The 23934-nt window shown below is 59.5% G+C and carries 21 protein-coding genes and 1 riboswitch; of the genes, 6 read left to right on the plus strand and 15 right to left on the minus strand.

Features of this window, described 5'->3' with window-relative positions:
• Positions 1-110: 110 nt before the first annotated feature.
• The 3 genes from RCH09_RS00135 to hppD form a co-directional block, all read right to left on the minus strand.
• Positions 111-3710, minus strand: coding sequence for an indolepyruvate ferredoxin oxidoreductase family protein (locus tag RCH09_RS00135; RefSeq protein ID WP_326938978.1), 3600 nt, complete (start codon positions 3708-3710; stop codon positions 111-113).
• A 135-nt stretch (positions 3711-3845) separates the two neighbouring features.
• Entirely contained in the window at positions 3846-4730 is an 885-nt protein-coding gene (gene phhA, locus RCH09_RS00140; protein WP_442784981.1) for a phenylalanine 4-monooxygenase, read from the minus strand.
• Positions 4730-5851 carry a 4-hydroxyphenylpyruvate dioxygenase gene (gene hppD / locus RCH09_RS00145; protein WP_326938980.1) on the minus strand — a complete coding sequence of 374 codons (1122 nt, stop codon included), beginning with the start codon at positions 5849-5851 and terminating at the stop codon, positions 4730-4732. The genes phhA and hppD overlap by 1 nt, the downstream gene beginning before the upstream one ends.
• 128 nt (positions 5852-5979) lie before the next feature.
• Between hppD and RCH09_RS00150 the strand changes: the two genes are divergently transcribed.
• Positions 5980-6465 (plus strand): Lrp/AsnC family transcriptional regulator, encoded by a 486-nt coding sequence (locus RCH09_RS00150; RefSeq protein WP_326938981.1) that lies wholly within the window; start codon positions 5980-5982, stop codon positions 6463-6465.
• Between the two features lie 3 nt (positions 6466-6468).
• Here RCH09_RS00150 and RCH09_RS00155 read toward each other — a convergent pair whose 3' ends face one another.
• The 5 genes from RCH09_RS00155 to RCH09_RS00175 all read right to left on the minus strand — a co-directional run bounded on the left by RCH09_RS00155 (position 6469) and on the right by RCH09_RS00175 (position 12306).
• Positions 6469-7170 carry a GNAT family N-acetyltransferase gene (locus tag RCH09_RS00155; RefSeq protein WP_326938982.1) on the minus strand — a complete coding sequence of 234 codons (702 nt, stop codon included), beginning with the start codon at positions 7168-7170 and terminating at the stop codon, positions 6469-6471.
• 172 nt (positions 7171-7342) lie between these two features.
• A complete protein-coding gene (locus RCH09_RS00160; protein ID WP_326938983.1) occupies positions 7343-8587 on the minus strand; it encodes a multifunctional CCA addition/repair protein in 1245 nt (414 codons plus the stop codon).
• Between the two features lie 9 nt (positions 8588-8596).
• Positions 8597-9322, minus strand: coding sequence for a glutathione S-transferase family protein (locus RCH09_RS00165; protein WP_326938984.1), 726 nt, complete (start codon positions 9320-9322; stop codon positions 8597-8599).
• A gap of 33 nt (positions 9323-9355) precedes the next feature.
• Positions 9356-10324: a complex I NDUFA9 subunit family protein gene (locus RCH09_RS00170; protein WP_326938985.1), complete on the minus strand. Its 969-nt coding sequence runs from the start codon at positions 10322-10324 to the stop codon at positions 9356-9358.
• Between the two features lie 29 nt (positions 10325-10353).
• Positions 10354-12306: a lytic transglycosylase domain-containing protein gene (locus RCH09_RS00175; protein WP_326938986.1), complete on the minus strand. Its 1953-nt coding sequence runs from the start codon at positions 12304-12306 to the stop codon at positions 10354-10356.
• A 33-nt stretch (positions 12307-12339) separates the two neighbouring features.
• Here RCH09_RS00175 and RCH09_RS00180 point away from each other — a divergent pair, with 33 nt between their 5' ends.
• The gene (locus RCH09_RS00180) at positions 12340-12930 is read left to right on the plus strand and encodes a 5-formyltetrahydrofolate cyclo-ligase (RefSeq protein WP_326938987.1); all 591 of its coding nucleotides are present in this window, start codon (positions 12340-12342) and stop codon (positions 12928-12930) included.
• On the opposite strand, the gene metF is transcribed toward RCH09_RS00180, so the two are convergent.
• From metF to metK, 5 genes are all read right to left on the minus strand, one after another.
• The gene (gene metF / locus RCH09_RS00185; protein ID WP_326938988.1) at positions 12927-13775 is read right to left on the minus strand and encodes a methylenetetrahydrofolate reductase [NAD(P)H]; all 849 of its coding nucleotides are present in this window, start codon (positions 13773-13775) and stop codon (positions 12927-12929) included. The genes RCH09_RS00180 and metF overlap by 4 nt on opposite strands.
• The gene (locus RCH09_RS00190; RefSeq protein ID WP_326938989.1) at positions 13775-14116 is read right to left on the minus strand and encodes a phage holin family protein; all 342 of its coding nucleotides are present in this window, start codon (positions 14114-14116) and stop codon (positions 13775-13777) included. Before RCH09_RS00190 ends, metF begins: the two co-directional genes overlap by 1 nt.
• Before the next feature lie 86 nt (positions 14117-14202).
• Positions 14203-15654, minus strand: coding sequence for an adenosylhomocysteinase (gene ahcY, locus RCH09_RS00195; protein WP_326938990.1), 1452 nt, complete (start codon positions 15652-15654; stop codon positions 14203-14205).
• A 26-nt stretch (positions 15655-15680) separates the two neighbouring features.
• Positions 15681-15764: riboswitch (S-adenosyl-L-homocysteine riboswitch) on the minus strand.
• Positions 15765-15818: 54 nt separating this feature from the next.
• Complete coding sequence (locus RCH09_RS00200) at positions 15819-16745, minus strand: M14 family zinc carboxypeptidase (protein WP_326938991.1); 927 nt, start codon at positions 16743-16745, stop codon at positions 15819-15821.
• 73 nt (positions 16746-16818) lie between these two features.
• On the minus strand, positions 16819-17982 hold the full coding sequence (gene metK, locus RCH09_RS00205) for a methionine adenosyltransferase (RefSeq protein ID WP_326938992.1): 1164 nt from the start codon (positions 17980-17982) through the stop codon (positions 16819-16821).
• Positions 17983-18161: 179 nt separating this feature from the next.
• Between metK and RCH09_RS00210 the strand changes: the two genes are divergently transcribed.
• The 3 genes from RCH09_RS00210 (at position 18162) to dapF (ending at position 20819) form a co-directional block, all read left to right on the plus strand.
• A complete protein-coding gene (locus RCH09_RS00210; protein WP_326939292.1) occupies positions 18162-19016 on the plus strand; it encodes a lysophospholipid acyltransferase family protein in 855 nt (284 codons plus the stop codon).
• On the plus strand, positions 19013-19900 hold the full coding sequence (locus tag RCH09_RS00215) for an LpxL/LpxP family acyltransferase (protein ID WP_326938993.1): 888 nt from the start codon (positions 19013-19015) through the stop codon (positions 19898-19900). The genes RCH09_RS00210 and RCH09_RS00215 overlap by 4 nt, the downstream gene beginning before the upstream one ends.
• A 67-nt stretch (positions 19901-19967) precedes the next feature.
• Positions 19968-20819 (plus strand): diaminopimelate epimerase, encoded by an 852-nt coding sequence (dapF, locus tag RCH09_RS00220; protein ID WP_326938994.1) that lies wholly within the window; start codon positions 19968-19970, stop codon positions 20817-20819.
• A gap of 69 nt (positions 20820-20888) precedes the next feature.
• On the opposite strand, the gene RCH09_RS00225 is transcribed toward dapF, so the two are convergent.
• Both RCH09_RS00225 and RCH09_RS00230 read right to left on the minus strand, forming a co-directional pair.
• Positions 20889-22469, minus strand: coding sequence for a tetratricopeptide repeat protein (locus RCH09_RS00225; RefSeq protein ID WP_326938995.1), 1581 nt, complete (start codon positions 22467-22469; stop codon positions 20889-20891).
• 144 nt (positions 22470-22613) lie between these two features.
• Positions 22614-22901 carry a hypothetical protein gene (locus RCH09_RS00230; RefSeq protein ID WP_326938996.1) on the minus strand — a complete coding sequence of 96 codons (288 nt, stop codon included), beginning with the start codon at positions 22899-22901 and terminating at the stop codon, positions 22614-22616.
• Between the two features lie 12 nt (positions 22902-22913).
• Between RCH09_RS00230 and RCH09_RS00235 the strand changes: the two genes are divergently transcribed.
• Entirely contained in the window at positions 22914-23912 is a 999-nt protein-coding gene (locus RCH09_RS00235) for a porin (protein WP_326938997.1), read from the plus strand.
• Positions 23913-23934: the final 22 nt, after the last annotated feature.

The following is a 23934-nucleotide window of genomic DNA, read 5'->3' on the forward strand; positions in this document are numbered from 1 at the left end:
GCCGTGAACAGGCCGGATGCATCATCCCGGCCTGGGGTCTGTCCACATTGCGCGGACAACTATCTCTCAGCCGGGCCGAGCGACAGTCGTCCGCGTTTGTCGATCACGCCCTATGCCGCATGCTTGCCGCGCGCCAGCTCCGTAATTACCGGTGCATGAAGGCCTGCCAGCAGTGCCTGCTCTTTTGCCTTGGCTGCTGCAAAATGGCGCTCCTTGACGTGCCCGTAGCCGCGGATATCTTCCGGGATGCTGGCAATCGCAGTCACCGCAGCCAGATTGTCCGGCGTTAGCGTTGGCAACAGCGTCGCAATCGTTTGACGATACGTGACGATCAGATTGCGCTCCATCTTGCGTTCGTCGGTATAACCGAAGACATCCAGCGGCGTGCCGCGCAAACCCTTGAATTTCGCCAGCACCGCAAACGCTTTCATCATCCAGCCGCCAAACTCCTGCTTGATCAGATGACCTTTCGCGTCCTTCTTTGCCAGCAGCGGCGGCGCGAGGTGGAATTTGATCTTGTAATCGCCTTCGAACATGCCGGCGATCTTGTCACTGAACGCACGATTGGTGTACAGGCGCGCGACTTCGTACTCGTCCTTGTAGGCCATCACCTTGAACAGATACTTCGCCACCGCCTCGGTGAGCCGCAACGGCTTGGCAGCATCTGCCACGGCCGTTTCGGCACGCCGTACCTGCTCGACGAATTCACGATACTGCAACGCATAGCCGGCATTTTGGTAGTCGGTCAGGAAAGCCACCCGGCGGGCGATGACGTCCTCCAGATTTGGCGCACGCTTGAACTCGATGATTTGGGCCGGACTGTCGCCAACCCTGGCGATCTTTTCGACTGCGGCCAGATCGTGCGCCGCCGTGCGGCCCCACACGAATGACTGCTTGTTGAAATCGATCGACACGCCATTGAGTTCGATGGCTTTCATCAGCGCCGCCTCCGTCAGTGGCACCCAGCCCTTTTGCCACGCGTAGCCCAGCATGAACATGTTGGTGGCGATGTTGTCGCCCATGAGCGCAGTGGCGATCTTGCCGGCATCGATGAAATCGACCCGCTCGGCGCCGCAGGCCGTGCGCAGCTCGGCTTCTGCCGCTGCGCCCGGATACTGCCAGTCGGGGTTCTTGACGAAGGCCGCCGTCGGCGTGCTGGTCGAATTGATCGCCGCGAAGGTACGCCCCTCGCCCATGCGTGACAACGCATCGCGACTGGCGGCCACGATCACGTCGCAACCGATCACCAGATCCGAGGCGCCGGTGCCGACGCGGGTCGAATGAATGTCGTCGGGCGAATCGGCCAGCCGCACATGCGACATCACCGGACCGCCTTTTTGCGCCAGGCCGCTCATGTCGAGCACCGAACAGCCTTTGCCCTCGACGTGCGCCGCCATCGCAAGGATCTGGCCGACGGTGACCACGCCGGTGCCGCCGATACCGGCCACCAGAATGCCGTACGGCGTGGCGGTGGTCGGCAGCAGCGGATGCGGCAGCACCATCGCCGGCACTTTCGGATCGGCCGCAGCGACTTTCTTTGGCTTCTTCAGCTTGCCGCCTTCGACGGTCACGAAACTCGGGCAGAACCCGGTCACGCAGGAAAAATCCTTGTTGCAGGACGATTGATTGATCTGGCGCTTGCGGCCGAATTCGGTTTCCAGCGGCTCGACCGACAAGCAGTTCGATTGCACGCTGCAATCCCCGCAACCTTCGCATACGGCCTCGTTGATGACGGCGCGTTTGGCCGGGTCCGGATACTCGTTGCGCTTCCGCCGACGCCGTTTTTCGGAGGCGCAGGTCTGGTCGTAAATCATCGCCGAGATGCCCTTGCACTCGCGCAGTTCGCGCTGCACGGCATCGAGCTCGCTGCGATGCCGCACCGTAACGCCTTCGGCCCACGGATAGCCGGCCGGATATTTGTCGGGTTCGTCGGTGACGACAATGATTGGCGTGACGCCTTCGGCCGCAATCTGGCGTGAAATCATGGCAGGGTCGATCGGACCGTCCACGGTCTGGCCGCCGGTCATGGCGACCGCATCGTTGTACAGAATCTTGTAGGTCATGTTGACCTTGGCGGCGACCGACGCGCGAATCGCCAGCAGGCCGGAATGGTAGTACGTGCCGTCGCCCAGATTGGTGAACACATGCTGTTCGCTGGTGAACGGCGCATGACCGATCCAGGTGGTGCCTTCGGCGCCCATGTGCGTGAAGGTCGAGGTCTCGCGATCCATCCACAGCACCATGTAGTGACAACCGATGCCGGCCAGCGCGCGGCTGCCTTCGGGCACCTTGGTCGAGGTGTTATGCGGACAGCCGGAACAGAAATGCGGAATGCGGTCCTTGGCCGGGTCGGCTTTGGTGGCAACCTTCAGGATCGATTCCTTCGCCTCCAGATAGGCGATGCGTTCCTTGACGCGCTGCTCGACCGGATGGCCGGCGAAGTATTTCGAGATACGGGTCGCAATTGCGCGGGCAATCTGCGCGGGGTTGAGCTCGTAGGTCGCCGGCAGCAGCCAGTCGCCATGACCTTTGCCGGGCGTCATGCTCCACTCGCCGGTGTCGTCAAACTTGCCGACCACGCGTGGCCGCACGTCATCACGCCAGTTGTACAGCTCTTCCTTCAACTGATATTCGATGACCTGACGCTTTTCCTCGACCACCAGAATTTCTTCCAGTCCCTGCGCGAATTCGCGCACGCCCTGCGCTTCGAGCGGCCAGGTCATGCCGACCTTGAACAGCCGGATGCCGATATCGCGTGCGACGGTTTCATCAATGCCCAGATCGGCCAGCGCCTGGCGGGTGTCGAGATACGACTTGCCGGCGGTGACGATGCCGATGCGCGCATGCGGGCTGTCCCAGATGATCTTGTTGAGCTTGTTGGCGCGCGCGTAGGCCAACGCGGCATACCACTTGAAGTTGTTCATCCGTGCTTCCTGATCCAGCACGGCATCCGGCCAGCGGATATTCAGGCCATCGGCGGGCAGGTCCAGATCGGTCGGGATGACGATCTGCACGCGCTCCGGATCCAGGTCGACCGAGGCGCCGGACTCGACAATATCGGTCACGCATTTCATGGACACCCACAAGCCGGTGTAACGGCTCATCGCCCAGCCATGCAGACCGTAATCGAGATATTCCTGCACCGACGACGGATACAGCACCGGGATCCCGCAGGCATTGAGGATGTGTTCGCTCTGATGCGCGGTGGTCGAGGATTTGGCCGCATGATCGTCCCCTGCCAGCACCAGCACACCACCGTGCTTCGAGGTACCGGCCATGTTGGCATGCTTGAACACGTCGCCGCAGCGATCAACGCCCGGCCCCTTTCCGTACCACATGCCGAACACGCCGTCGTACTGCGCGCCCGGAAACAGATTGACCTGCTGCGTGCCCCAGACACTGGTCGCGGCGAGGTCTTCGTTCATGCCCGGATGGAATTTCACGTGGTGCGCGTCGAGATGCTTCTTGGCCTTGGCGGCGGTCATGTCGACGCTGCCCAGCGGCGAACCGCGGTAGCCGGTGATAAAGCCGGCGGTATTGAGGCCGGCGCGCACATCGCGCTGGCGCTGCAACATCGGCAACCGGATCATCGCCTGTGTGCCGGTGATGAACGCGCGTCCGCGCTCCAGCGTGTATTTGTCGTCGAGTGAAATGGCGCCGGACGGCTGTTCGGGTGCCAGCGACTGATCTGGTTTCAGGGGTGCGTTCATGCTTGTCTCCGTGCCAAAAATTGTATTCTTGGGTGGTGCGGTGGATGCGTTATCGTCGCATTCGATTGGGGTCATGGAACACCAGCGCGCTTCGTGGGCACACGGGTTTCCGTCAGGGCATTTTACACGTTCGCGTTACAGCGGCAGATCCGTTTCACCGGCCAGCAAGGCATTCGCCGGCAGGGCATCGACGCTGTGCAGACGGGCGTAGATTGGCGTGAAGTCCGGCGCGGTATCGGTGAACAGTTGTTCAAAGCTGTCGATGACGAAATAGGTTTCCTGATACGAGTCGATCTTGTAGCGGGTGCGCATGACGCGTTCGACATTGAATGGGAGCCGATGCGGTTCGGGGCTGGTCAGGCAATGGACGATTTCTCCGCCCGACGACAGGATGCCGGCGCCATAGGCGCGCAGTCCCTGCGGCGTATGCATCAGGCCGAATTCGACGGTGTACCAGTACAGCCGTCCCAGCTCGGTCAAGCCATCGAGCGTCATGGCTTTCAGCCCGCCCTTGCCATACTCCTGCATGTGGTTGGCAAAGATCGGGTTGAACAACAGCGGCACATGACCAAAGAAATCATGAAAGATATCCGGCTCGACGATGTAGTCGAACTCTTCCGGCTCGCGCAACCAGACCGTGACCGGAAAACGGCAATTGGCCAGATGCTCGAAGAACGTCAGGTCAGGGACCAGCCCCGGTACCGCGACCAGGGTCCAGCCGGTGGCTTGCACCAGTTGCGCCGAGATCTTCTCCAGATCGGGAATCCCGCGCGAGGCATCCATTTTTTTCAGGCTGTCGATGAACACCTCGCAGGCCAGGCCGGGCAGCAGGCGGGCCTGCCGCTCGTACAGGCGCCGCCACAATTCATGCTGCGCGTCGGTGTAGCCGTCCCACTGCTGCTTGACGACATACTGCGCATCGGCACGCGAATAGTCGCCGCGCAGTTTGCCACCGCTGGATTTCTCTTCCAGCGTTTTCAGAAATTCAGCTTGTCCGGCCGGACTTTCCATCGCGCCCATCACAGCACCGCCCTGTCGTCCTTCAGCACGCCACGGCGGATCTGGTCGAGCTCGATCGACTCGAACAGGGCACGGAAGTTACCCTCGCCGAAGCCCTGGTCGCCCTTGCGCTGAATGATTTCGAAGAAGATCGGGCCGATCACAGTCTGCGTGAAAATCTGCAGCAGCAACTCGCGTTCGGTCGCGCTGCTGGTGCCATCTACCAGAATGTTCAGGCGGCGCAGTTCATCGACGTTTTCGCCATGGCCAGGCAAGCGGCGGTCGATCAGATCGTAATACGTGGCGATGGTGCTCTGGAACGCCACCGTGGCTTTCATGCGTTCGATCGTGCCGTAGATATCGTCGGTACCGAGCGCGATGTGTTGGATGCCTTCGCCGTGATACAGGTCCAGGTATTCGGCGATCTGCGATTTGTCGTCCGACGATTCGTTGATCGGGATGCGAATCTTGCCGCACGGCGAAGTCATCGCCTTCGATTTCAGGCCGGTGAGTTTGCCTTCGATGTCGAAATAGCGCACTTCGCGGAAACCGAACAGGTTCTCGTAGAATTCGGCCCATTCCTTCATGCGGCCGCGATGCACGTTGTGGGTCAGGTGATCAATGTACGTCAAGCCGTTGCCGACCGGATTGGCGACCGCGCCGGGGATGGCAATGAAGTCGACATCGTAAATACTGATGTCGCCAATGGCGCCAGGTTGCACACCTTTGGCGGCGGATTTTCCGCGCCAGCGATCGACAAAATAAATCAGCGAATCACCGATCCCCTTGATCGCAGGGATGTTCAATTCCATCGGTCCGGTCTTGTTATCGAACCCCCAGGCACCCAGCTCCAGCGCGCGTTTGTAGGCAAAGGCGGCATCATCGACGCGGAAGGCAATCGCGCAAATCGATGGACCATGCTGGCGCGCAAAGCGCTGTGCAAAGGAATCCTGCTCGCCATTGATGATGAAGTTGATTTCGCCTTGCCGGTACAGCGTGACATCCTTGTGGCGGTGGCGCGCGATGGCCGAAAAACCCATTTGCTCGAACAGCGCGCCCAGCGCTTGCGGATCGGGCGCAGCGTACTCGATGAATTCGAAGCCGTCGGTGCCCATCGGGTTATCCCAAGGTTGGAAGTCCATGCTGTCTCCTGTCGGTAAATTATCGAGAGAGTATAGGCGTGAGCAGGCCGCAGAAAATTGCAAATAAATCCCTATCCTCACGCAATACAGCAATAAGATTGCGGGAACCGCGAACGAAAAGGTGATTTATGCCGAAAATTGAACTGGACAAGACCGATCGCAAGATCCTCGCCATTTTGCAGACCGATGGACGCCTGTCGAATCAGGAGGTAGCCGAGCGGGTCAGCCTGTCCCCATCGCCGTGTTTGCGACGCATCAAGCGACTGGAAGACGCCGGCGTGATTCGACAGTACGTGGCCTTGCTCGCCCCCGAAAAAATCGGCCTTGGCCTGCTGGCGTATGTGAATGTGCGGCTGGAAAAACATGGCGACGCGCCGGGATCGAAATCACCGCGCGCCGATTTCGCCGGTTCCGTCGACCACTGGCAGGAAGTCGTGGCGTGCTACGCAATGACCGGCGAGATGGACTATTTGCTGCGCGTGCACGTCGAGGACATGGAACATTTTTCGCGCTTCATGATGGAAACGCTGTTGCGCCATCCAGCAGTGCTTGACGTAAAGTCAAGCTTTGCACTGCAACGCATCAAGGACACGACGGCATTGCCGCTGGTTTAGGAATTATTTGAATCCGGGGAAATTGCCCAGCCATCTGACGGCGGCACGGGTGTTGGCCTTGAGCGTGTAATCGAGTTGCGCCACCTGCTCATCGACGGCTTCGCGCATGACACTGGTTGCGCTGGCCGGGAGCAATTTAAGATACGCATCGGCTTCGCCATGGGAGCGCTCGATTTCCATGCCAGCCTTGCGCGCAATGCGCATCATGGTCTGATTGGAAGAGAGGCAGTGCATGTACAGGGTATCGACATCGGCGTTGCGACAATGCGTGGCAGCGCGTTCGAACAATTTCGTGCCTATCCCCATATTGCGGGCGCTGGAGGAAACCGATACACCGAATTCGGCCACGCGCTCCTTGTTGGTCACATCGGCATGCATCGGCAATGCGTCGCGCGACGAGAAGCCAAGATGTCCGACTGCAATCAGCTTGAGCGCGTTGTCGTAGACACCAAACAGCGTGTCGCGCGCGAAATCGATCTTCTGCACATATTTGGTAATCAGCTCATCCGGCAGTGCGCTGCCGAAGCGCAGCAAGCGGTCACTATCGGCTAACGCGAGGAAGTGCATCAACATGCGCCGACGATCACGTTCGGACAGTTCCTTGACGCGCACGCTGGCGCGCAAGTCCTGATGTTCCTGTGAGCCTGGTGCACCAGCGTTGTTGCCGGCGTTTGAAACCGAGGGTTCGGTCGCGGTGAGATTCATGGCACTTCCTATGAAAATAGCGGGCGCTGTTGTGCAGCGCACCAATGCATTGTAGGCCATGAATACGATCCCTGCCAGAACGCCGAATGCTATTTCGCTGCAACGCACCGCTGAAGCGTCGCAATTTCGCCACCATTGATACCGAGTGTTAAATCCACCCGAAAAACATCGCTTACTTTGGGTCAAAAACCTTGCTGGAACGACCATGCAGGAGCGCATCCAGGGCCGACACCCGCGCTGCGCGAATGGCATCAGGGATACGAGTCGGCTGATCCTGCAGACGCAGCGCAATCTCGCCGGCATTCACTGCCTGAACGGTGCGCAGGGCAGCGGCCAGCCAGGCGGCCTGCGGAAACGGGACAGCGTCGAAACCGGTGCGACCGCGGTGGTCGCATTCGGCCGCGCGCAGCATGTCCATGAATCGTTGCGGCTTGCGCAAGCCGTCGCAGCGTTCGATCAGATTGACGATGGTGGCTGCACGCAATTCCAGCGCACGCCCGACATTGCCGTGCTCGCGCGCGACCATCACTGCCAGGTCGCGACAGTCATTCGGGATTTTCAGGCGCTCGGCGATCCGTTCGACCAGCTTCACGCTGCGCCCTTCGTGACCATCATGGGCGGGCCATTCGGCCGCCGGCGTGGTGCCTTTGCCGAGATCGTGCAACAGTGCCGCCAGCCGGATTGGCAGCGAAAGATCTTGCTGCGCCGCGTAATCGAGGACCATCATGACATGCACGCCGGTGTCGATTTCCGGGTGATATTTGGCAGGCTGCGGCACGCCCCACAGACAGTCAAGCTCCGGCAGGAGGCGGGCCAACGCGCCGCAGTCGCGCAGCACAGCGAACATGCGCGAGGGTTGCGCCTCCATCAATCCGCGTGCCAGTTCCTGCCAGACCCGTTCCGGCACCAGCGCATCGACTTCACCGGCGGCCACCATGCGCTGCATCAGCGCATTGGTCTCCGGCGCCACCACAAATCCGGCAAAGCGGGCGGCGAAGCGCGCCACCCGCAGAATGCGCACCGGATCTTCCGCGAATGCCTCCGACACGTGTCGAAACAGCTTGCGCTCAAGGTCACCACGCCCATCGAATGGATCCGTCAGCGCGCCGGACTCGTCCTGCGCAATGGCATTGATGGTCAGGTCGCGCCGCGCCAAATCCTGTTCCAGCGTCACGTCGGTGGCCGCGTGGAACACAAAGCCCTTGTAGCCCGGCGCGGTTTTGCGCTCGGTGCGGGCCAGCGCATACTCGGCGTGCGTCTGCGGATGAAGAAACACCGGAAAATCCTTGCCGACCGGCGTGAAACCCTGCGCCACCATCTCATCGGGCGTGGCTCCGACCACTACATAATCGCGATCCTTGACCGGCAATCCCAGCAACGCATCACGCACCGCGCCACCGACCGTATAAATCCTCATGGTCACTGTTCAGCGCGCCGGAGGGTCCGGGTAGACGTCATATCTTTCAACCCGCTCCGGCTCGGCAATCGCCTCGCTGATCCATTGCGCTACGGCCGGATGCGCGGTGACGCGTTCCACATACGCCTGCAACGCCGGCGCCAGCGATACGCCATAGGTCTGCATGCGCGTGACCACCGGCGCGAAGTACGCATCGGCGATGGAAAATTCGCCGAACAAAAATTGATGATGGCCAAAATGGGCCAGGCAGGTTTCCCAGATTTCGCTGATGCGGCCGATATCGCTCTGGGCTTCGACGGTATGTCCCTTGCCCCGAAAATCTGCACCGATATTCATCCACATCGCACTGCGCATGCCGGTGAAGCCGGAGTGCATCTCGGCGCAAATGCAGCGTGCCATCGCCCGCGCCGCGACATCGCTGGGCCACATCGATTTTTCGGGAAACTGTTCGGCCAGATATTCGCAAATCGCCAGCGAATCCCACACCGCGATCTCGCCGGCCAGCAGCACCGGCACGCGTCCGGCCGCCGAATACATCGAAATCTGCAGCGAGGTGTCATCGCGGCCAAGCCCGATCCGAATCTCCTTGAAGGCGATCCCAAAGGCTTTCAGTACCAGCCACGGCCGCATCGACCAGGAGGAATAGCGTTTATTGGCAATGACCAGCGTCAGCGGCGTCTTGCCGGCATCTTCCAGCGTTTGCGACAAGGTCGGGTCAAGTTCGGTGGCTTGCATGGTGGTTCCGCTCCGGGTTAAATAGGCAGGACTTCAGCGTTTGGCTCTGACGCGGTACTGGTCAAAATGACTGCCTCTGTCGGCCGTCGCCAGGTACTGCGGTGCGATGATTTCCAGCGCGGTGGGCGTCACGCCCAGTTCCGGCGACATCGGCCCGCTGGCGATATTGTCGCGCTTCATCGAATCAAGATTATCGCGACTCATGACCGGTCCGCCGGGGGCAAATTCCAGCATCAGCGCCTGCAGGCGCGCCAACGGTTCCGGCAAGCCAATGACCGGACGCGCATGACCGGCGTATTGCCCGGCCAGCCTGACCAGATCACGCAAGCGATAGACGCGCGGCCCGGCCAGTTCGTAGGTCTTCCCGACCGTCTCCTGATTGTCCAGCGCATTGACGAACGCCTGCGCCACATCGCCGACATACACCGGCTGAAAGCGGGCATCCGCGCCGCCCAGCGGCAACAGCGGAAACCAGCGTTGCAGGCGCGCGAACATGTTCAGGAATGCGTCGCCTTCGCCAAACACCACCGATGGCCGAAACACGGTGACCGCCAGGGTGCCGGTCGACAGCGCCGCAGCCTCGCCGGCGGCCTTCGAACGCAGATACATTGACGGCGCATCGGCGCTCGCGCCCAGCGCGCTCATGTGCAGATAGCGATCTGCCCCGAAGGCAACGCATGCCGCCACTACCCGTTTCGGCAAATCGACATGGGCTCGCGCAAAATCCGGCCCGTACGGGGCATCACCTTCGGCCGGGCGCGAATGCAACACGCCGACCAGATTGATCACGGCGTCGGCGCGTCGCACCAGCGTGGCCAGGTCGGCATCGTCATGGATATCGGCGACGGCGATATCAACGGTCGGCAACATCGCGAGATGTCGGGCCCGCTGGTAACGCCGCGTCGGCACGATAACCCGATGTCCTTGCGCAACCAGTTGCGCAATGATTCGGGAGCCAATAAAACCGGTACCGCCAAGTACCAGCACGGTCGGGTGAGTCATGCGCATCGGGGTCAAGTCAGTCCTCGTCATCAAGGCAGTTCAGTGGGTGTGAATCCTTTTGGCGCGACGGTACCGAGGCGCGCCTTCAGGGACTGTGGCTTGTTCTCGAACAGGGCAGCATAGTACGTCGCATTCGACAGCACGTTCTTGACGTAGCCACGGGTTTCCGCAAAAGGAATCGTTTCAGCGAAAACAGCTCCTTCGACCGTGCGCGTCAAGCTGGCGCGCCAGCTGCGTGGCCGGCCCGGTCCGGCGTTATAGGCAGCCGTCGCCAGCGCCTGCGAACCATCCAGATCGCGCAGCACCATGTTCAGATAATTTGCGCCCAGCTCGAGATTGGTGCCGACATCGTTGACCTGACTTGGATTGAAATTGGCCATGCCGATTTTGGCAGCGACGAAGCGCGCCGTGCCCGGCATCAGTTGCATCAACCCGGTCGCACCGACGTGTGAACGCGCATTCATGATGAAGCGGGATTCCTGCCGGATCAAGCCGTACACCCATGCCATGTCCAGGCCCAGCGCCGTGGTTCGGGCAACCATGTAATCGCGGAACGGCGAAGGAAAGCGCTGTGTGAAATCACGTTCTGTTCTGGTGCGGTCGGAGGTATTCACCATGCGGTCGAGGATATCGTTCTGCCGCGCGAATTCGGCGGCGGCAAGATGCTCGCGCTCGCTCATCCGGCGCAATTCCCAGTTCCATTCCCGCACGGCTTCAAAGCGCAGGTTCAGATCAAAAAATTTCAGGGCGCGGCGCAAGCCCTGATTGCCGGCCATCGCACTGATTTCGGTTGCTGCCAGCGGTACGCCGGCAACCGGAATGCTGATCTGTTCGCCCTGTTCTTCGAGCGCCAGCTGGCCGTAGAAATTGGTCTGGTCGGAAATCGACTGAAACAGTCGTTGCGACTCCTCGCCGTCGCCAGCGGCCTTGAGCGCGCGGCCGCGCCAATACACCCAGGTGGGTTCGGCGGCCATCGCTGGCGGCATCGCATCGATGGCCTGGCGGACCAGCTTCCAGTCGCCGTTGCGTAACGCCATGCGCGCGCGCCATTGATACCCCTCGGCCGACAACGCCACGCCGTCGGTGCGACTCCAGTATTGCGCGGTCGCTTCGGGCATCAGCTTGAGCGATGCCTGCAGCGCGATCTGTGCCCACGCGAGCGCCCGCTCGGCCGGCGTGAGGCGCGCCTCGACATTGCTCACGGCGCTGGCGGCCTGTTCCGGGCTGGTGCGGGCGACGCGACCAGCCGCGATGATGAAAAGCTGGTGCGCGGTCGGATTGTCCGGCACCCGTTGCGCCAGCACCAATGGACCTTTTTCGATCGCCTGCACGACCTGGCTGTCGCTGGCGCCCGCCAGATTGGCCAGCCGGCGCGCAACAATGACCTGATTGGTTTCGGCTGCCAGGCGCAACTGGGCCCACACGTCTTCGGTTGAAAACTGGCCGCTCTGCACCAGCGTGGCAATCAGTGTCATGCAGGCATTGCCATAGTCTTTGGGGGACACCAGCAGCGTGCGCGCCGCCGCAGCGACCTGCACGCCCTTGTTGATGCGCGACACCAGCGCATAGCATTTCAATTGCAGATCATCGTCGAGTGCGAATTGCGGATATTGCTCGTCGAAGGTGACGAAATCGCCGCGGCGTCCCAGCTCAAGCAACCAGTCGTTGCGTAACCGGTCGGCAATCGCGGTACCCTCGTAACGCCGCAAAAAGTCGCGCACTTCGCCCTCCGGCGCGATGCTGATACGGGGCTTCAGACGAAAATAGTCAACGTAGGAAGGGATGGCATAATTGGGCAGCCGATCGGCCAGTTCGGCGGCAGCGGCGGCGTCATCGCGACGGGATGCGTCGCGCAGGGCGAGAAACACATCATCGTCATTGACGAAACTGGAAGGGCGTTTCTGGGCCAGTGCGGCGGGTTCGCACAATACCACCGCGGCGACGGCAAACATCATGCCGACAATCCATTTCTTCGAGAACATTACGGGTCGACCTTTTCACCAATTTGAACTGCCATGACACACTCTGATTCAAGCATAGCATGTGAATCCGCGCGGCTTGCAGCGCAGTTGGCACGTCGCAAGGCAATCTTGCGCAACACCTTGCTGGCAACCCGCAATGGGTTGTCGCCAAACCAGCGCCGCGATGCCACGGAGGCAATTGGCCGACAGCTGCGGGATTGCAGCGCCGACGTTGTGGCAACGTTCTGGCCAATTCGTGGCGAACCCGATCTGCGTGCGACATGGCAGGAACTGGCGCGACGCGGTGTGACGCTGGCATTGCCACTGGTCACGTCGACCGATGCACCACTGACATTCGTCGCGTGGACGCCGGGCCAGCCGATGACGCGCGACCAGTTCGGCGTCGCCATCCCGGCCGATCCGGTGCGCAACGTGACGCCCGATCTGATTCTGATTCCTTGCCTGGGGGTCAATGCGCAACGGGTCCGACTGGGCTACGGCGGCGGACTGTACGATCGCACGCTGGCAGCAATGCCCGCGGCTGCCACGCTTGGCATTGCCTTCGATTGCGCCAGGGTCGAATTCGACGCCGAGCCGCACGATATCCCGCTGCAGGCAGTGATTACCGAAAGCGGCCGGTATTAGCCCTGCAGTTTGAGGCGCTGGCAGATCGCCATGGTCGGCGCCGCCTGATTGAGCGAATAGAAGTGCAGGCCTGGCGCACCACCGGCCAGCAGTCGTTCGCACAAGGCGGTAACAACATCGAGCCCAAAGGCACGAATCGACTCGATATCGTCGCCGTAACTGAGTAATTTCAGACGCACCCAACGCGGGATTTCAGCGCCGCACATCTCTGAGAACCGCAGCAACTGCATGGTATTCGTAATAGGCATCACCCCGGCCGCGATCGGCACTTGCACGCCGAGCTTGCGCGCTTCATCGACAAAGCGAAAGTAGGCATCGGCGTTGTAGAAATATTGGGTGATGGCGCCGTCGGCGCCAGCCTGCACCTTGCGTGCGAAGCTTTGCACATCATCAAGTGGCGACTTGGCCTGAGGGTGCATTTCCGGGTAGGCCGCCACTTCGATATGAAACCAGTCGCCGGATTCGGCACGGATGAATTCGACCAACTCGTTGGCATAGCGAAATTCGCCGGACGAAAAATCGACCGCGCCATAACCGCTCGGCAGATCGCCGCGCAACGCCACCAGTCGACGGATGCCGTTGCTGCGGTATTCGTCGAGCGCGGCGCGCAATCGATCGCGCGAACTGCCGAGGCAGGAAATATGCGGCGCGGCCTGATGCCCTTCGCGCCGAATTTCCAGCACCGTATCGAGCGTACCTTGCTGGGTACTGCCACCGGCGCCAAATGTCACGGAAAAATACTTTGGATTGAGCGCCGCCAGTCGCACGCGCGTGACGCGCAATTTCTCTGCACCCTCGGCTGTTTTGGGCGGATAAAACTCAATGCTGAAATCGGAATGGGACATTATTTATCGAGCAGCAAAGAGGACAAGACCCATGACAGGATGCTGTACAGGATCGCCGCCAGAATCGCCGAGCCAAAGCCCTCGACCCGAAAGCCGCCGACCAGGTTGGCCACTGCCCAGAACATCAAGCCGTTGACCACGAAGATGAACAAACCCAGCGTCAGGACCGTGACCGGCAAGGTCAGCAGCAGCAGCAGCGGCCGAATCAGGGTGTTGACGAGCCCGAGCACCAGCGCGGCGACAAGCGCCGTGCCGAAGCTCTCGACCCGCACCGATTGCATGAAATAAGGCAGCGCCAGGAGCGCGACCGCATTGATGATCCACGTGATGAGAAGACGCATGAAAGGTTCCGATCCAGAAAAAAGACCGCTTCGCTCCGGCCGGCTGGCCGACACGAAACGGTCTGTCAAACAACAGCGAACAAGCTTTAGTACCGGTAGTGCTCGGGCTTGTACGGTCCGGTTTGTTGCACGCCGATGTAGCTGGCTTGTTCCGGTGTCAACTCGGTGAGTTTTGCGTTCAAGGTGCGCAACTGCAGGCGCGCAACTTTTTCATCGAGGTGCTTCGGCAACGTGTACACGCCAATCGGATAGTTCTTCGTGTTGCAGAACAATTCGATCTGCGCAATCACCTGATTGGCAAACGACGAGCTCATCACATAGGATGGGTGACCCGTTCCGCAACCCAGGTTGACCAGACGACCTTCGGCCAGCAGGATGATGCGTTTGCCGTCCGGGAAAATGATATGGTCGACTTGTGGCTTGATGTTTTCCCACGTGTACTGTTTCAATGCAGCGACTTCGATTTCGTTGTCGAAATGGCCGATATTGCAGACGATTGCCTGGTTCTTCATTTTTGCCATGTGCGCGTGCGTAATCACATGATAATTGCCCGTTGCGGTAACGAAGATATCAGCGTGTTCTGCCGCGTAGTCCATCGTCACGACGCGATAGCCTTCCATGGCTGCCTGCAAGGCGCAGATCGGGTCGATTTCGGTGATCCAGACTTGCGCCGACAAGGCGCGCAGTGCCTGAGCCGAACCTTTGCCCACATCGCCATAACCGGCGACCACTGCGACCTTACCGGCGATCATCACGTCGGTAGCGCGCTTGATGCCATCGACCAGCGATTCGCGGCAACCGTACAGATTGTCGAATTTTGACTTGGTAACGGAGTCATTGACGTTAATCGCGGGGAATGCCAACTTGCCATCCTTGAACATCTGATACAGACGGTGCACGCCCGTGGTCGTTTCTTCGGTCACGCCCTTGACCTCGGCCAGGCGGGCCGAATACCAACCCGGCTTCGTTGCAAGACGCTTCTTGATCGCGTTGTACAGGCAGATTTCTTCTTCCGAGGTCGGATTGTCCAGTACGGACGCATCTTGCTCGGCGCGGGTACCGAGATGCAGCAACAGGGTTGCATCGCCACCGTCGTCGAGAATCATGTTGGAGTACTGGGCACCGGCAGCCGTGGCTGGCCATTCGAAGATCCGGTGGGTAAATTCCCAGTATTCATCCAGCGTTTCGCCCTTGAAGGCAAATACCGGGGTGCCATCGGCGGCAATTGCGGCTGCCGCATGGTCCTGGGTTGAATAGATGTTGCAGGACGCCCAGCGCACTTGCGCACCAAGGGCTTCGAGCGTCTGGATCAACACGGCAGTCTGGATCGTCATGTGGATTGATCCGGTAATGCGTGCGCCCTTGAGCGGCTGGGCAGCGGAAAACTCTTCGCGGATGGCCATCAGGCCGGGCATTTCAGTTTCCGCGATGCGGATTTCCTTGCGGCCCCAATCGGCGAGACTGAGGTCGGCTACCAGATAATCGTTTGGCAGGGAAGTTACGGGGATTGCTTGAGGGGTTATTACTGCGGCGTTCATCACGCCCTCCTTTCGTTAGAAAAAAAGAAACGTGAGCGCAGTTGCTGTGTGTTGCCTCCAAGCCTGGCGCCGAATGCTCTCGCAATCGGGCTGCAACGCTCCTTGGAGTGCGGATTATAGCCTGAACCCGACCAACAGCGTGCGCCGCGTCAATTTAAAATGCATTAGCGAGTGCTGGCAATGCGCGCCGCGTTGCGTCGATCCGGCGCGGACTCCGGTCGATGCACGTTGTGCTTCATCCAGCTCAGCATGTCTTGCCAGATTCGTTGAATTTCGGCCTCTGGCGGCATGGCCAACGCATTCGGCAATTCAATGGTGATGACGGGGATATTCTGGTTACGGCCGCCATAGTTGCCGAGGGAGCCAGGATAAACACCAACCCGGTTGAACTGGAGTCGGCCGAAATGCTCCGGTTCAGGCGCCGGGCCGTCAAAGTCAAGCACGCCGAACGGCGCATGGACCGACACGATCACGTTCGGCTTGAAGCGAGCGATTTCGGCATTCAGCCAGCGTGTCTCGGGCTCCGATAGCGGGCCGGTACCAGGAAAGCGGCGCGGATCGCTGGCAGTGACTTTTTCCCAATAACGCGGCGCCTCTTTTTTCCAGTCGGGCGTCGGAAAATTGCGATTGAGGTCGACACCCCGGGCATTCACGCGGCTGGGCTTTTCGGCGAGCAGTCCGTCCGGATTGACGACGGGGACGACCTCCCAGACGAACTCCTGGGCAAGCGGCGTCTGAACCTGTTGCATCCACTTGAAAACGATAGCCGATGCGGTCAACTCGTCGCCATGTATCCCGCCCAACAGCAACACGCGCAAGGGCTTGCGGCCGTCTTTGGCGGGCGCTCCCTGAATGTGACGCGTCAGCAGTGGAAATCCGTTAGTGGAGACCGCGCCAGACGGACTCAAGTTGCTGGCATTACAGGCCGCGGCGGAAATCCCGGGCAAACGTGCCGCGAGCTTCCCGCACCACCCCGCCTGATGGGCAGTAGATTGCACGGCGCCAGATCGAATGGGCGCTGTCGCAGCAAACACGTTCGCGGATACGTACAGACCGGTAACGACCACGACTTTGGTGAATGACGAGAGCACTATTTTTCCACGGACAGTAACTGCGTTCAGGCAGCTTCAGGTTGATCTCGGCACCGGTCGGCACCGACATCGATCAAAGACCTGCCGTTGCCCGCAGTGCCGCCACTTTATCGGTGCGCTCCCAGGTGAATTCTGGCTCCTCGCGGCCAAAGTGGCCGTATGAAGCGGTCTTCAGATAGATTGGGCGCAACAGGTCCAGCATTTGTACGATGCCTTTCGGGCGCAGATCGAAATGTTCCCGCACCAGCTCAGCCAGTTTTTCATCGCTGATCACGCCTGTGCCGAAGGTGGTTACCATCACCGAAGTTGGTCGTGCGATGCCGATTGCATATGACACCTGAATCTGGCATCGCGTGGCCAGTCCGGCAGCGACAATATTCTTCGCCACATAACGACCGGCATACGCCGCAGAACGGTCAACCTTCGAGGGATCCTTGCCCGAAAACGCGCCCCCGCCATGCGGTGCGGCGCCACCATAAGTGTCCACGATAATTTTGCGCCCAGTCAACCCACAATCGCCTTGCGGACCACCAATTACGAAGCGCCCTGTTGGATTGACGAGATACCGTGTATTTTTTAACCACGCTTGCGGGACCACCGGCTTGATGATCATTTCGATGACGGCTTCTTCGATCGCCTTGTGCTCCATTTCGGGAGCATGCTGTGTCGACAACACAACCGTATCGATACCCACTGGCTTGCCGTCGACGTAGCGCAGCGTTACTTGCGATTTCGCGTCCGGACGCAACCATGGCAAACGGCCATCCTTGCGCAATTGCGACTGCCGCTCGACGATGCGGTGCGCATAATAAATCGCTGCCGGCATCAGTTCAGGCGTTTCGTCGCATGCGTAACCGAACATCAGGCCCTGGTCACCGGCGCCCTGGTCGAGGTCGAGACCGCTGCCTTCGTTCACACCCTGTGCGATATCCGGCGACTGCTTGTCGTAGCAGACCATGACAGCGCAACTCTTGTAATCGATGCCGTAGTCGGCATTGTCGTAACCGATACGTTTGATGGTGTCGCGCGCGACGCCAATGTAGTCAATGTTTGCGTGGGTTGTTATTTCGCCGGCCAGCACGACGAGACCGGTATTGCACAAGGTTTCGGCGGCGACGCGGGCTTGGGGATCAATGGCCAGAACTGCATCGAGAATCGCGTCCGAGATCTGATCAGCGACTTTATCGGGGTGGCCTTCCGAGACGGATTCGGAGGTAAAAAGATATTCATGTGCCATGGTGGCTCCTGTGATTGCGGTGACGATGACCCTGTCGCGGCCAATCCAATGAGCCTGCGACGCTTTAGCGAAATTTATAGACCGCCTCGCAAGTTGTCTGTGTTAACTCGGCGGGTGCTGCTTCCGTGATATTTTACGCCTCTTGAAATAATTCAGCAAAATCATTGTTCCCCGCCTTTATACTCGTCACTCTTTTCCGTCTGCTCTCCATCCTGCCGCTGTCGGCAATGCACGTGCTCGGCGCGTTTTTCGGTCGCGTGGTGTATCGTTTTTCAGCGGGCTATCGACGTCGATTGCACGACAATATCGAGCGTGCCGGCTTTATCGAAGTGCTCCCGACTGCCATCGAGGAGGCGGGCAAGAATATCTTCGAACTGCCGTTTATCTGGTGTGCCCCGCCGGACCGGGTCCTCGCCACCGCACAAGTCGAAGATTGGCATATAGCGCAAGCAATGATCGACAAGGGCCGCGGCGTTATTTTTTTGACACCCCATCTTGGCTGCTTCGAGATCATTGCCCAGGCGATCGCAGCCCGCATGCCGTTGACTGCCCTGTACCGACCGCCCCGCAAGGAGGCGCTCAAACCACTGATCGAGGGTGCACGTCGCCGCCCCAATTTGAACCTTGCTCCCGCCAATCTGCGAGGCGTTCGAAGCTTGCTGAAGACGCTGAAATCGGGCGGTGCAATTGGTTTGCTGCCGGATCAGGTGCCGCACCAGGGCGAGGGGGTATGGGCCGATTTTTTTGGCATGAAGGCTTACACCATGACCCTGCCTGCGAAGTTGTCCCGGATGACCGGGGCGCCGCTGATCCTGTCGTACGCGCAGCGCAAGCCGCATGGCGCGGGGTTCGTGATTCGCTTCGCGGCGTTCGAGCAAGAGTTGACCGACGATCCGCAGCAGCAGGCGCGTGCAATCAATGCGGCGATGGAGCAATTGATCGCACGCTGCCCGGCGCAATACTTCTGGAGCTATAACCGGTACAAGTCGCCGCATGGCGCCTCATCAGATGGTTCGGCCGAGGATATGACGTGAGACTGGTGCTTGGTTTGATGTGGTTATTGCACTGGCTGCCACTGCCCTTGCTCGGCAGACTTGGCGAGGTCACGGGAAGTGTGTTGTTCATCCTGGTGCGAAGCCGCCGTCGCATTACCTTGATTAATTTGCGCCTGTGTCTTCCGGAGCTGGATGAGGCGCAGCGCCTTCGCATCGCAAAAAAACATTTTCAGGGATATGCACGTGCCGTGCTCGAACGCAGCCTGTTGTGGTGGGCGTCGGAGGCACGCCTGAAACGCCTGATTGTTGTCGAGCCACGCGTGCCCATGGAGTTAATTCAGGCGGGGCCAACCATCCTTCTATGCCCGCATTTTGTTTGTCTTGACGTTGCTGGCGTAGCGGTTCTGCTTGAGTCGTCGCTGTGCTCGATCTATACGCGCCAGCAAAACCGGACATTCAATGACGCGCTGCTCAAGGGGCGCTCGCGCTTTCGTCCGATAAAATTATTTTCGCGCGGGGAGGGGATCAAGCCCATCATGCGCGCAATGCGTGAACCGCTGCCTTTCTTCATGCTGCCGGATATGGATTTCGGCGCGCGCGACGCCGAATTCGTTCCGTTTTTCGGCGTTTCCGCAGCAACGCTAACCGCTCCCGCACGCATCGCGGCAAGCACCGGTGCAAAGGTGATCCCCGTTGTCGCCACATTTTTACCCAATTATCGCGGCTGGAAGGTGACCTTCTACCCGGCGTGGGAAAATTATCCCGGAGACGACATTCTCGAAGCGACCCGGACCATGAATGCGTTCATCGAGGCCCGCGTCCGCGAGACGCCCGACGAATACTTCTGGACTCACAAGAGGTTCAAGACACGCCCCGCAGGCGAGCCTGGGCTGTATGCGAAGCGCGCCGCAAATGGCGACTGACTTGCCAGGATGAGGCTGTCGCATGGCCATTGTCTGGACAAGCACGATGCCCTTATATAATCGACCAATGAAAATCAAATTCACGAAAATGCAGGGTGCCGGCAATGACTTCGTCGTCATCGATGCCATCCACCAGAAAATCGATCTGTCCTCCGAGGTGTGTCGCAAAATCGCGGACCGACGGTTTGGTATTGGCGCCGATCAAATCCTGATCGTTGAGCCATCCGATCAGGCGGGCATTGATTTTCGGTACCGTATCTTCAATGCCGATGGCGGCGAAGTCGAGCAGTGCGGGAACGGCGCGCGCGCATTTGTGCGCTTCGTCACGGAGAAGGGCCTGACCGCAAAGACAGCCATTCGCGTTACGACGATGAGCGGCATCATTGAACCGCGCCTTGAAGCCAGTGGTGAGATTACGGTTGATATGGGGCCGCCGGAATTTATGCCAGAGCGTGTCCCATTCAATGCGGCAGGCCTGATCTCGCTGCCGGAGGCCAATGAATCACTATGGCCACTGCCCCTCGGCGACAGGTCCATTTTCATCTCCGTGGTTTCGATGGGCAATCCGCACGCGGTGCAAATCGTTCCCAGTGTGGAAGAAGCGAACGTGTCGGTGGATGGCCCTGCGATCGAACACCACCCGCGTTTTCCCAAGCGCGTGAACGCCGGCTTTATGGAGATCGTTGATCGCCACCACATTCGGCTACGGGTTTTTGAGCGTGGCGCGGGCGAAACCCTTGCGTGTGGCACAGGCTCCTGCGCGGCAGTGGTCGCAGGCATACGACGCGACCAACTGACGTCGCCAGTTCTGGTCGAGGCGCGCGGGGGCAATTTGACAGTATCCTGGAGCGGAGGCTCGTCGCACGTCATGCTGACTGGCCCGGCCGTAAGCGTATTCGACGGCGAAATCACGCTGTAGCCGCACTCCCGCCACGATCACACCAGATTGAGATCTTTCAAGAAGCCTGCTCAAGCCATCTCTGTTGCGTCAGTGCTTTAAGAGCCTGCGCAATCGATACAAGCGCTGGCGATAGTTTCCTTCCGGACCCTGTGGGCCACAATCCACATCCTCAAACAGGCGGACGATTCGTTGCAGCAAATGGCGTTGTTCGTTGGTCTGAATCAGAGTCAATCTACGCCTGCTTCGCGGATGGATGTCGCGAATATCAATCAACAGACAGTGCCCGCAATCGGCCGCGCTCACGTTCAGGAGCAGTGTCTCAGCTCGGGTGAGCCCGAAGGCTTCCGCCAGTTCAAGCCGCGCGACCAGAAGCGGGTATGAATTTGCTTGTTCCCGGGTCAATTTACTGCGCGCTTCGGCGGCCCACCCGACCGGTCCCGCTGGCGCCGACAGCTTTTGCACAAGTCTTATCGCTTCCGGCTGGTTCTGGGCCGCAGCACGTTGCAACCAATATGCAGCCTCGACATCCCGGATCGGCTCATCCCGGCGCGCGCGCCATGCCGCCATGCCAAGTTCAAGCTGGGAAATTGCATGCCCTGATTCAGCCGCCTTTTGCACGTAGAAATGTGCATCGGACAGATTGCGCTGCGAAAATTCAGCGCGCAGATAAATACGCGAAATTGCATACCAGGCCTCGGACAATCCATGCTCTCCGGCCAAATTCAACCATCGCAATGCCTTTTTATAGTTTGCCAAGGCACGGACCCCGCTCGTACGCATGCCCGCCGGGTTGAGCCGGGCGAACCACAATCCGAGCGAGAGTGCGGACGGGGTGTCGCCGCCTTCGGCCGCAGCTTCAAGGAAGCGCTCAAACTCGATGCTGTCGAAGTGGCTACGCGCGGGCATGGTTGCAGCACAGCGCGCCAGCAATGAAACTTCTTCGCTTGAAAGTGCGCAAGCATTCTCGTCGCTGGAATTTGCCAGACGACGGGTGACGACCTGACGCGCCAACGGAATCGCCCATTGCAGGAAGGTATCGTGATCGCCTGCCTGCCATGCATGCTCGGCGAGTGCGTGCTGCGCACTTCTGACACCGCCGTCGGCAGCACGTTGTGTCCATTCCATCACGACACGTTCGGTCTGATCAGTGGCTGACAGTCTGGACTGCGACGAAAACCCCATCTCGCGGGCAACCAATGCCACCGACTGCCGGCCGGCGCCTGTTTCACGCTCCTGAGATTGATCAATCAGTTGCGCCATCAACCACTGCGCCTCGCCTATTCCCGCATGCGCAACCGCCTCCAGTGCCAGCCAGGCCTTTCTGCGCAATACGGCGGTCGTGCTGCTGGCCGTCTGGATCAACACCAGCTTTGCCAGCACCAAACCTGCCTGCAATATCCCGGCGTCGAAGGCACGTTCGTACCATCGACACAGGGAAGCCGGTTGCGCCGATCGAGCGGCGGCCTCAAATTGAATGTGACTGCCGATTAAAATCCACGCCTCATCCTCATCCTGTTGCGCGGCGCGGTCGAGCCAATAGAGCGCCGTCGGCTCACTTTTTGGCAATCCCGCGCCGCCGAACAAATAGCGCTTCCCAAGCGCAAGTTGCGCCGATGCTTCGCCCGCACGTGCGGCGCGGATAACTAACAGTTCTTCCCGATTGGCCATATTTTTGAAATTGAGAGTGTTGAATGTTTAGTGCCCAGTGCGAGGATTCATCACGAACAGGCATCAGGCCCTGATCAATATCAACCTTGTCTAACATCCTTGCATTTACAGATTTTTTAACAACGTTTTTGCAATTTTTTGTCGCTATTTTTTCTGAAGCTTATCACCAAAACTTACAAAAAGAAGCAAGATTTTCTGTTGCAGAAACACTTTTCCAAGCGATGGCAGATCGATCCCCAGGGAGAACATGTCCCGTCCAGGTGACATAAAAACAACACGAATAAGTCTGTCGGATCGCGCATCAAAACCACGCGCCCGGGCAGGACAAAACCGTTCACGAAGGGACTGGACCGGGCTTATTGTTCGTCCCATCCGCATCGCGCTTCCCGATTTTTCGAAGCGGCGGATTCTCAACAAGACATCTACTTTCAAGGAAATCTGGCAATGAAAAACACCCTTATCCCGCTCATTCCATTTGCGGTGGCAGTAGCGCTAACCGGCACCGCAAAGGCGCAGACCTCGATTACTGCCTATGGCATCGTTGACGCGGGGATAGTGTCCGAGCGCGGCGGCCCGGCAGGGAGCGTGACCAAACTGACCAGTGGCGTGCAATCCGGTTCACGCCTTGGGTTTCGCGGCACCGAGGATCTCGGCGGCGGACTCTCCGCAAAATTCGTTCTTGAAACAGGTATCGCCGTCGATACGGGCGGCTTCAACCAGGGCAATACGGCCTTCGCACGTCAGTCCTATGTCGGCCTGAACGGCAACTTTGGAGCAGTAACCATGGGGCGCCAATACACGCCGCACTATCTGGTATTGACCACGATTGATCCGTTCGGCACCGGCTTGGCAGGCGATTCGCAGAATCTGGTCGCCAGCCCGACGCGCATGAACAATACGATCATTTACGCGACCCCAGAGCTGGCCGGATTCTCGGCGGACCTCGCCTATGGCTTCGGGGAGGTTGCCGGCAGTTCGCATGCAAATCGACAAATTGGTACTTCGTTCGGCTACGCAGCAGGACCGTTGTACGTGCGCCTTGGACATCACCGGAGCGAAGACGCGATCGCGTCGGGCACGGCAAAAAACACCATTGTCGGAGCAACCTATGATTTCAAGGTCGTCAAAGCCAGCTTTGCCTATAACCGCAACACCGGCTTCTCCACGATCGACAGCCGCGACTGGCTGGCGGGCGTCAGTGTGCCATTCGGCCCGAGCACGGTGATGGCGTCTTACATACGCAAGGATGACAAGTCCGCCGCCAATCAGGACGCGCATCAGCTGGCAATCGGTTACACCTATGCGCTATCGAAGCGCACCAACTTCTACACGTCGTACGCTCGAATCGACAATAAAAACGGCGCCGCCTTTACTGTCGGAAGTGCTATCGAGACCGGGTCGGGCGACAAGGCGTTCAACCTCGGCGTGCGTCACGTGTTCTAGACTTTTCCCTGCCCCCGGATGG

This window comes from Actimicrobium sp. GrIS 1.19 (assembly GCF_035984655.1).
Taxonomy (GTDB): Bacteria; Pseudomonadota; Gammaproteobacteria; order Burkholderiales; family Burkholderiaceae_D; genus Actimicrobium.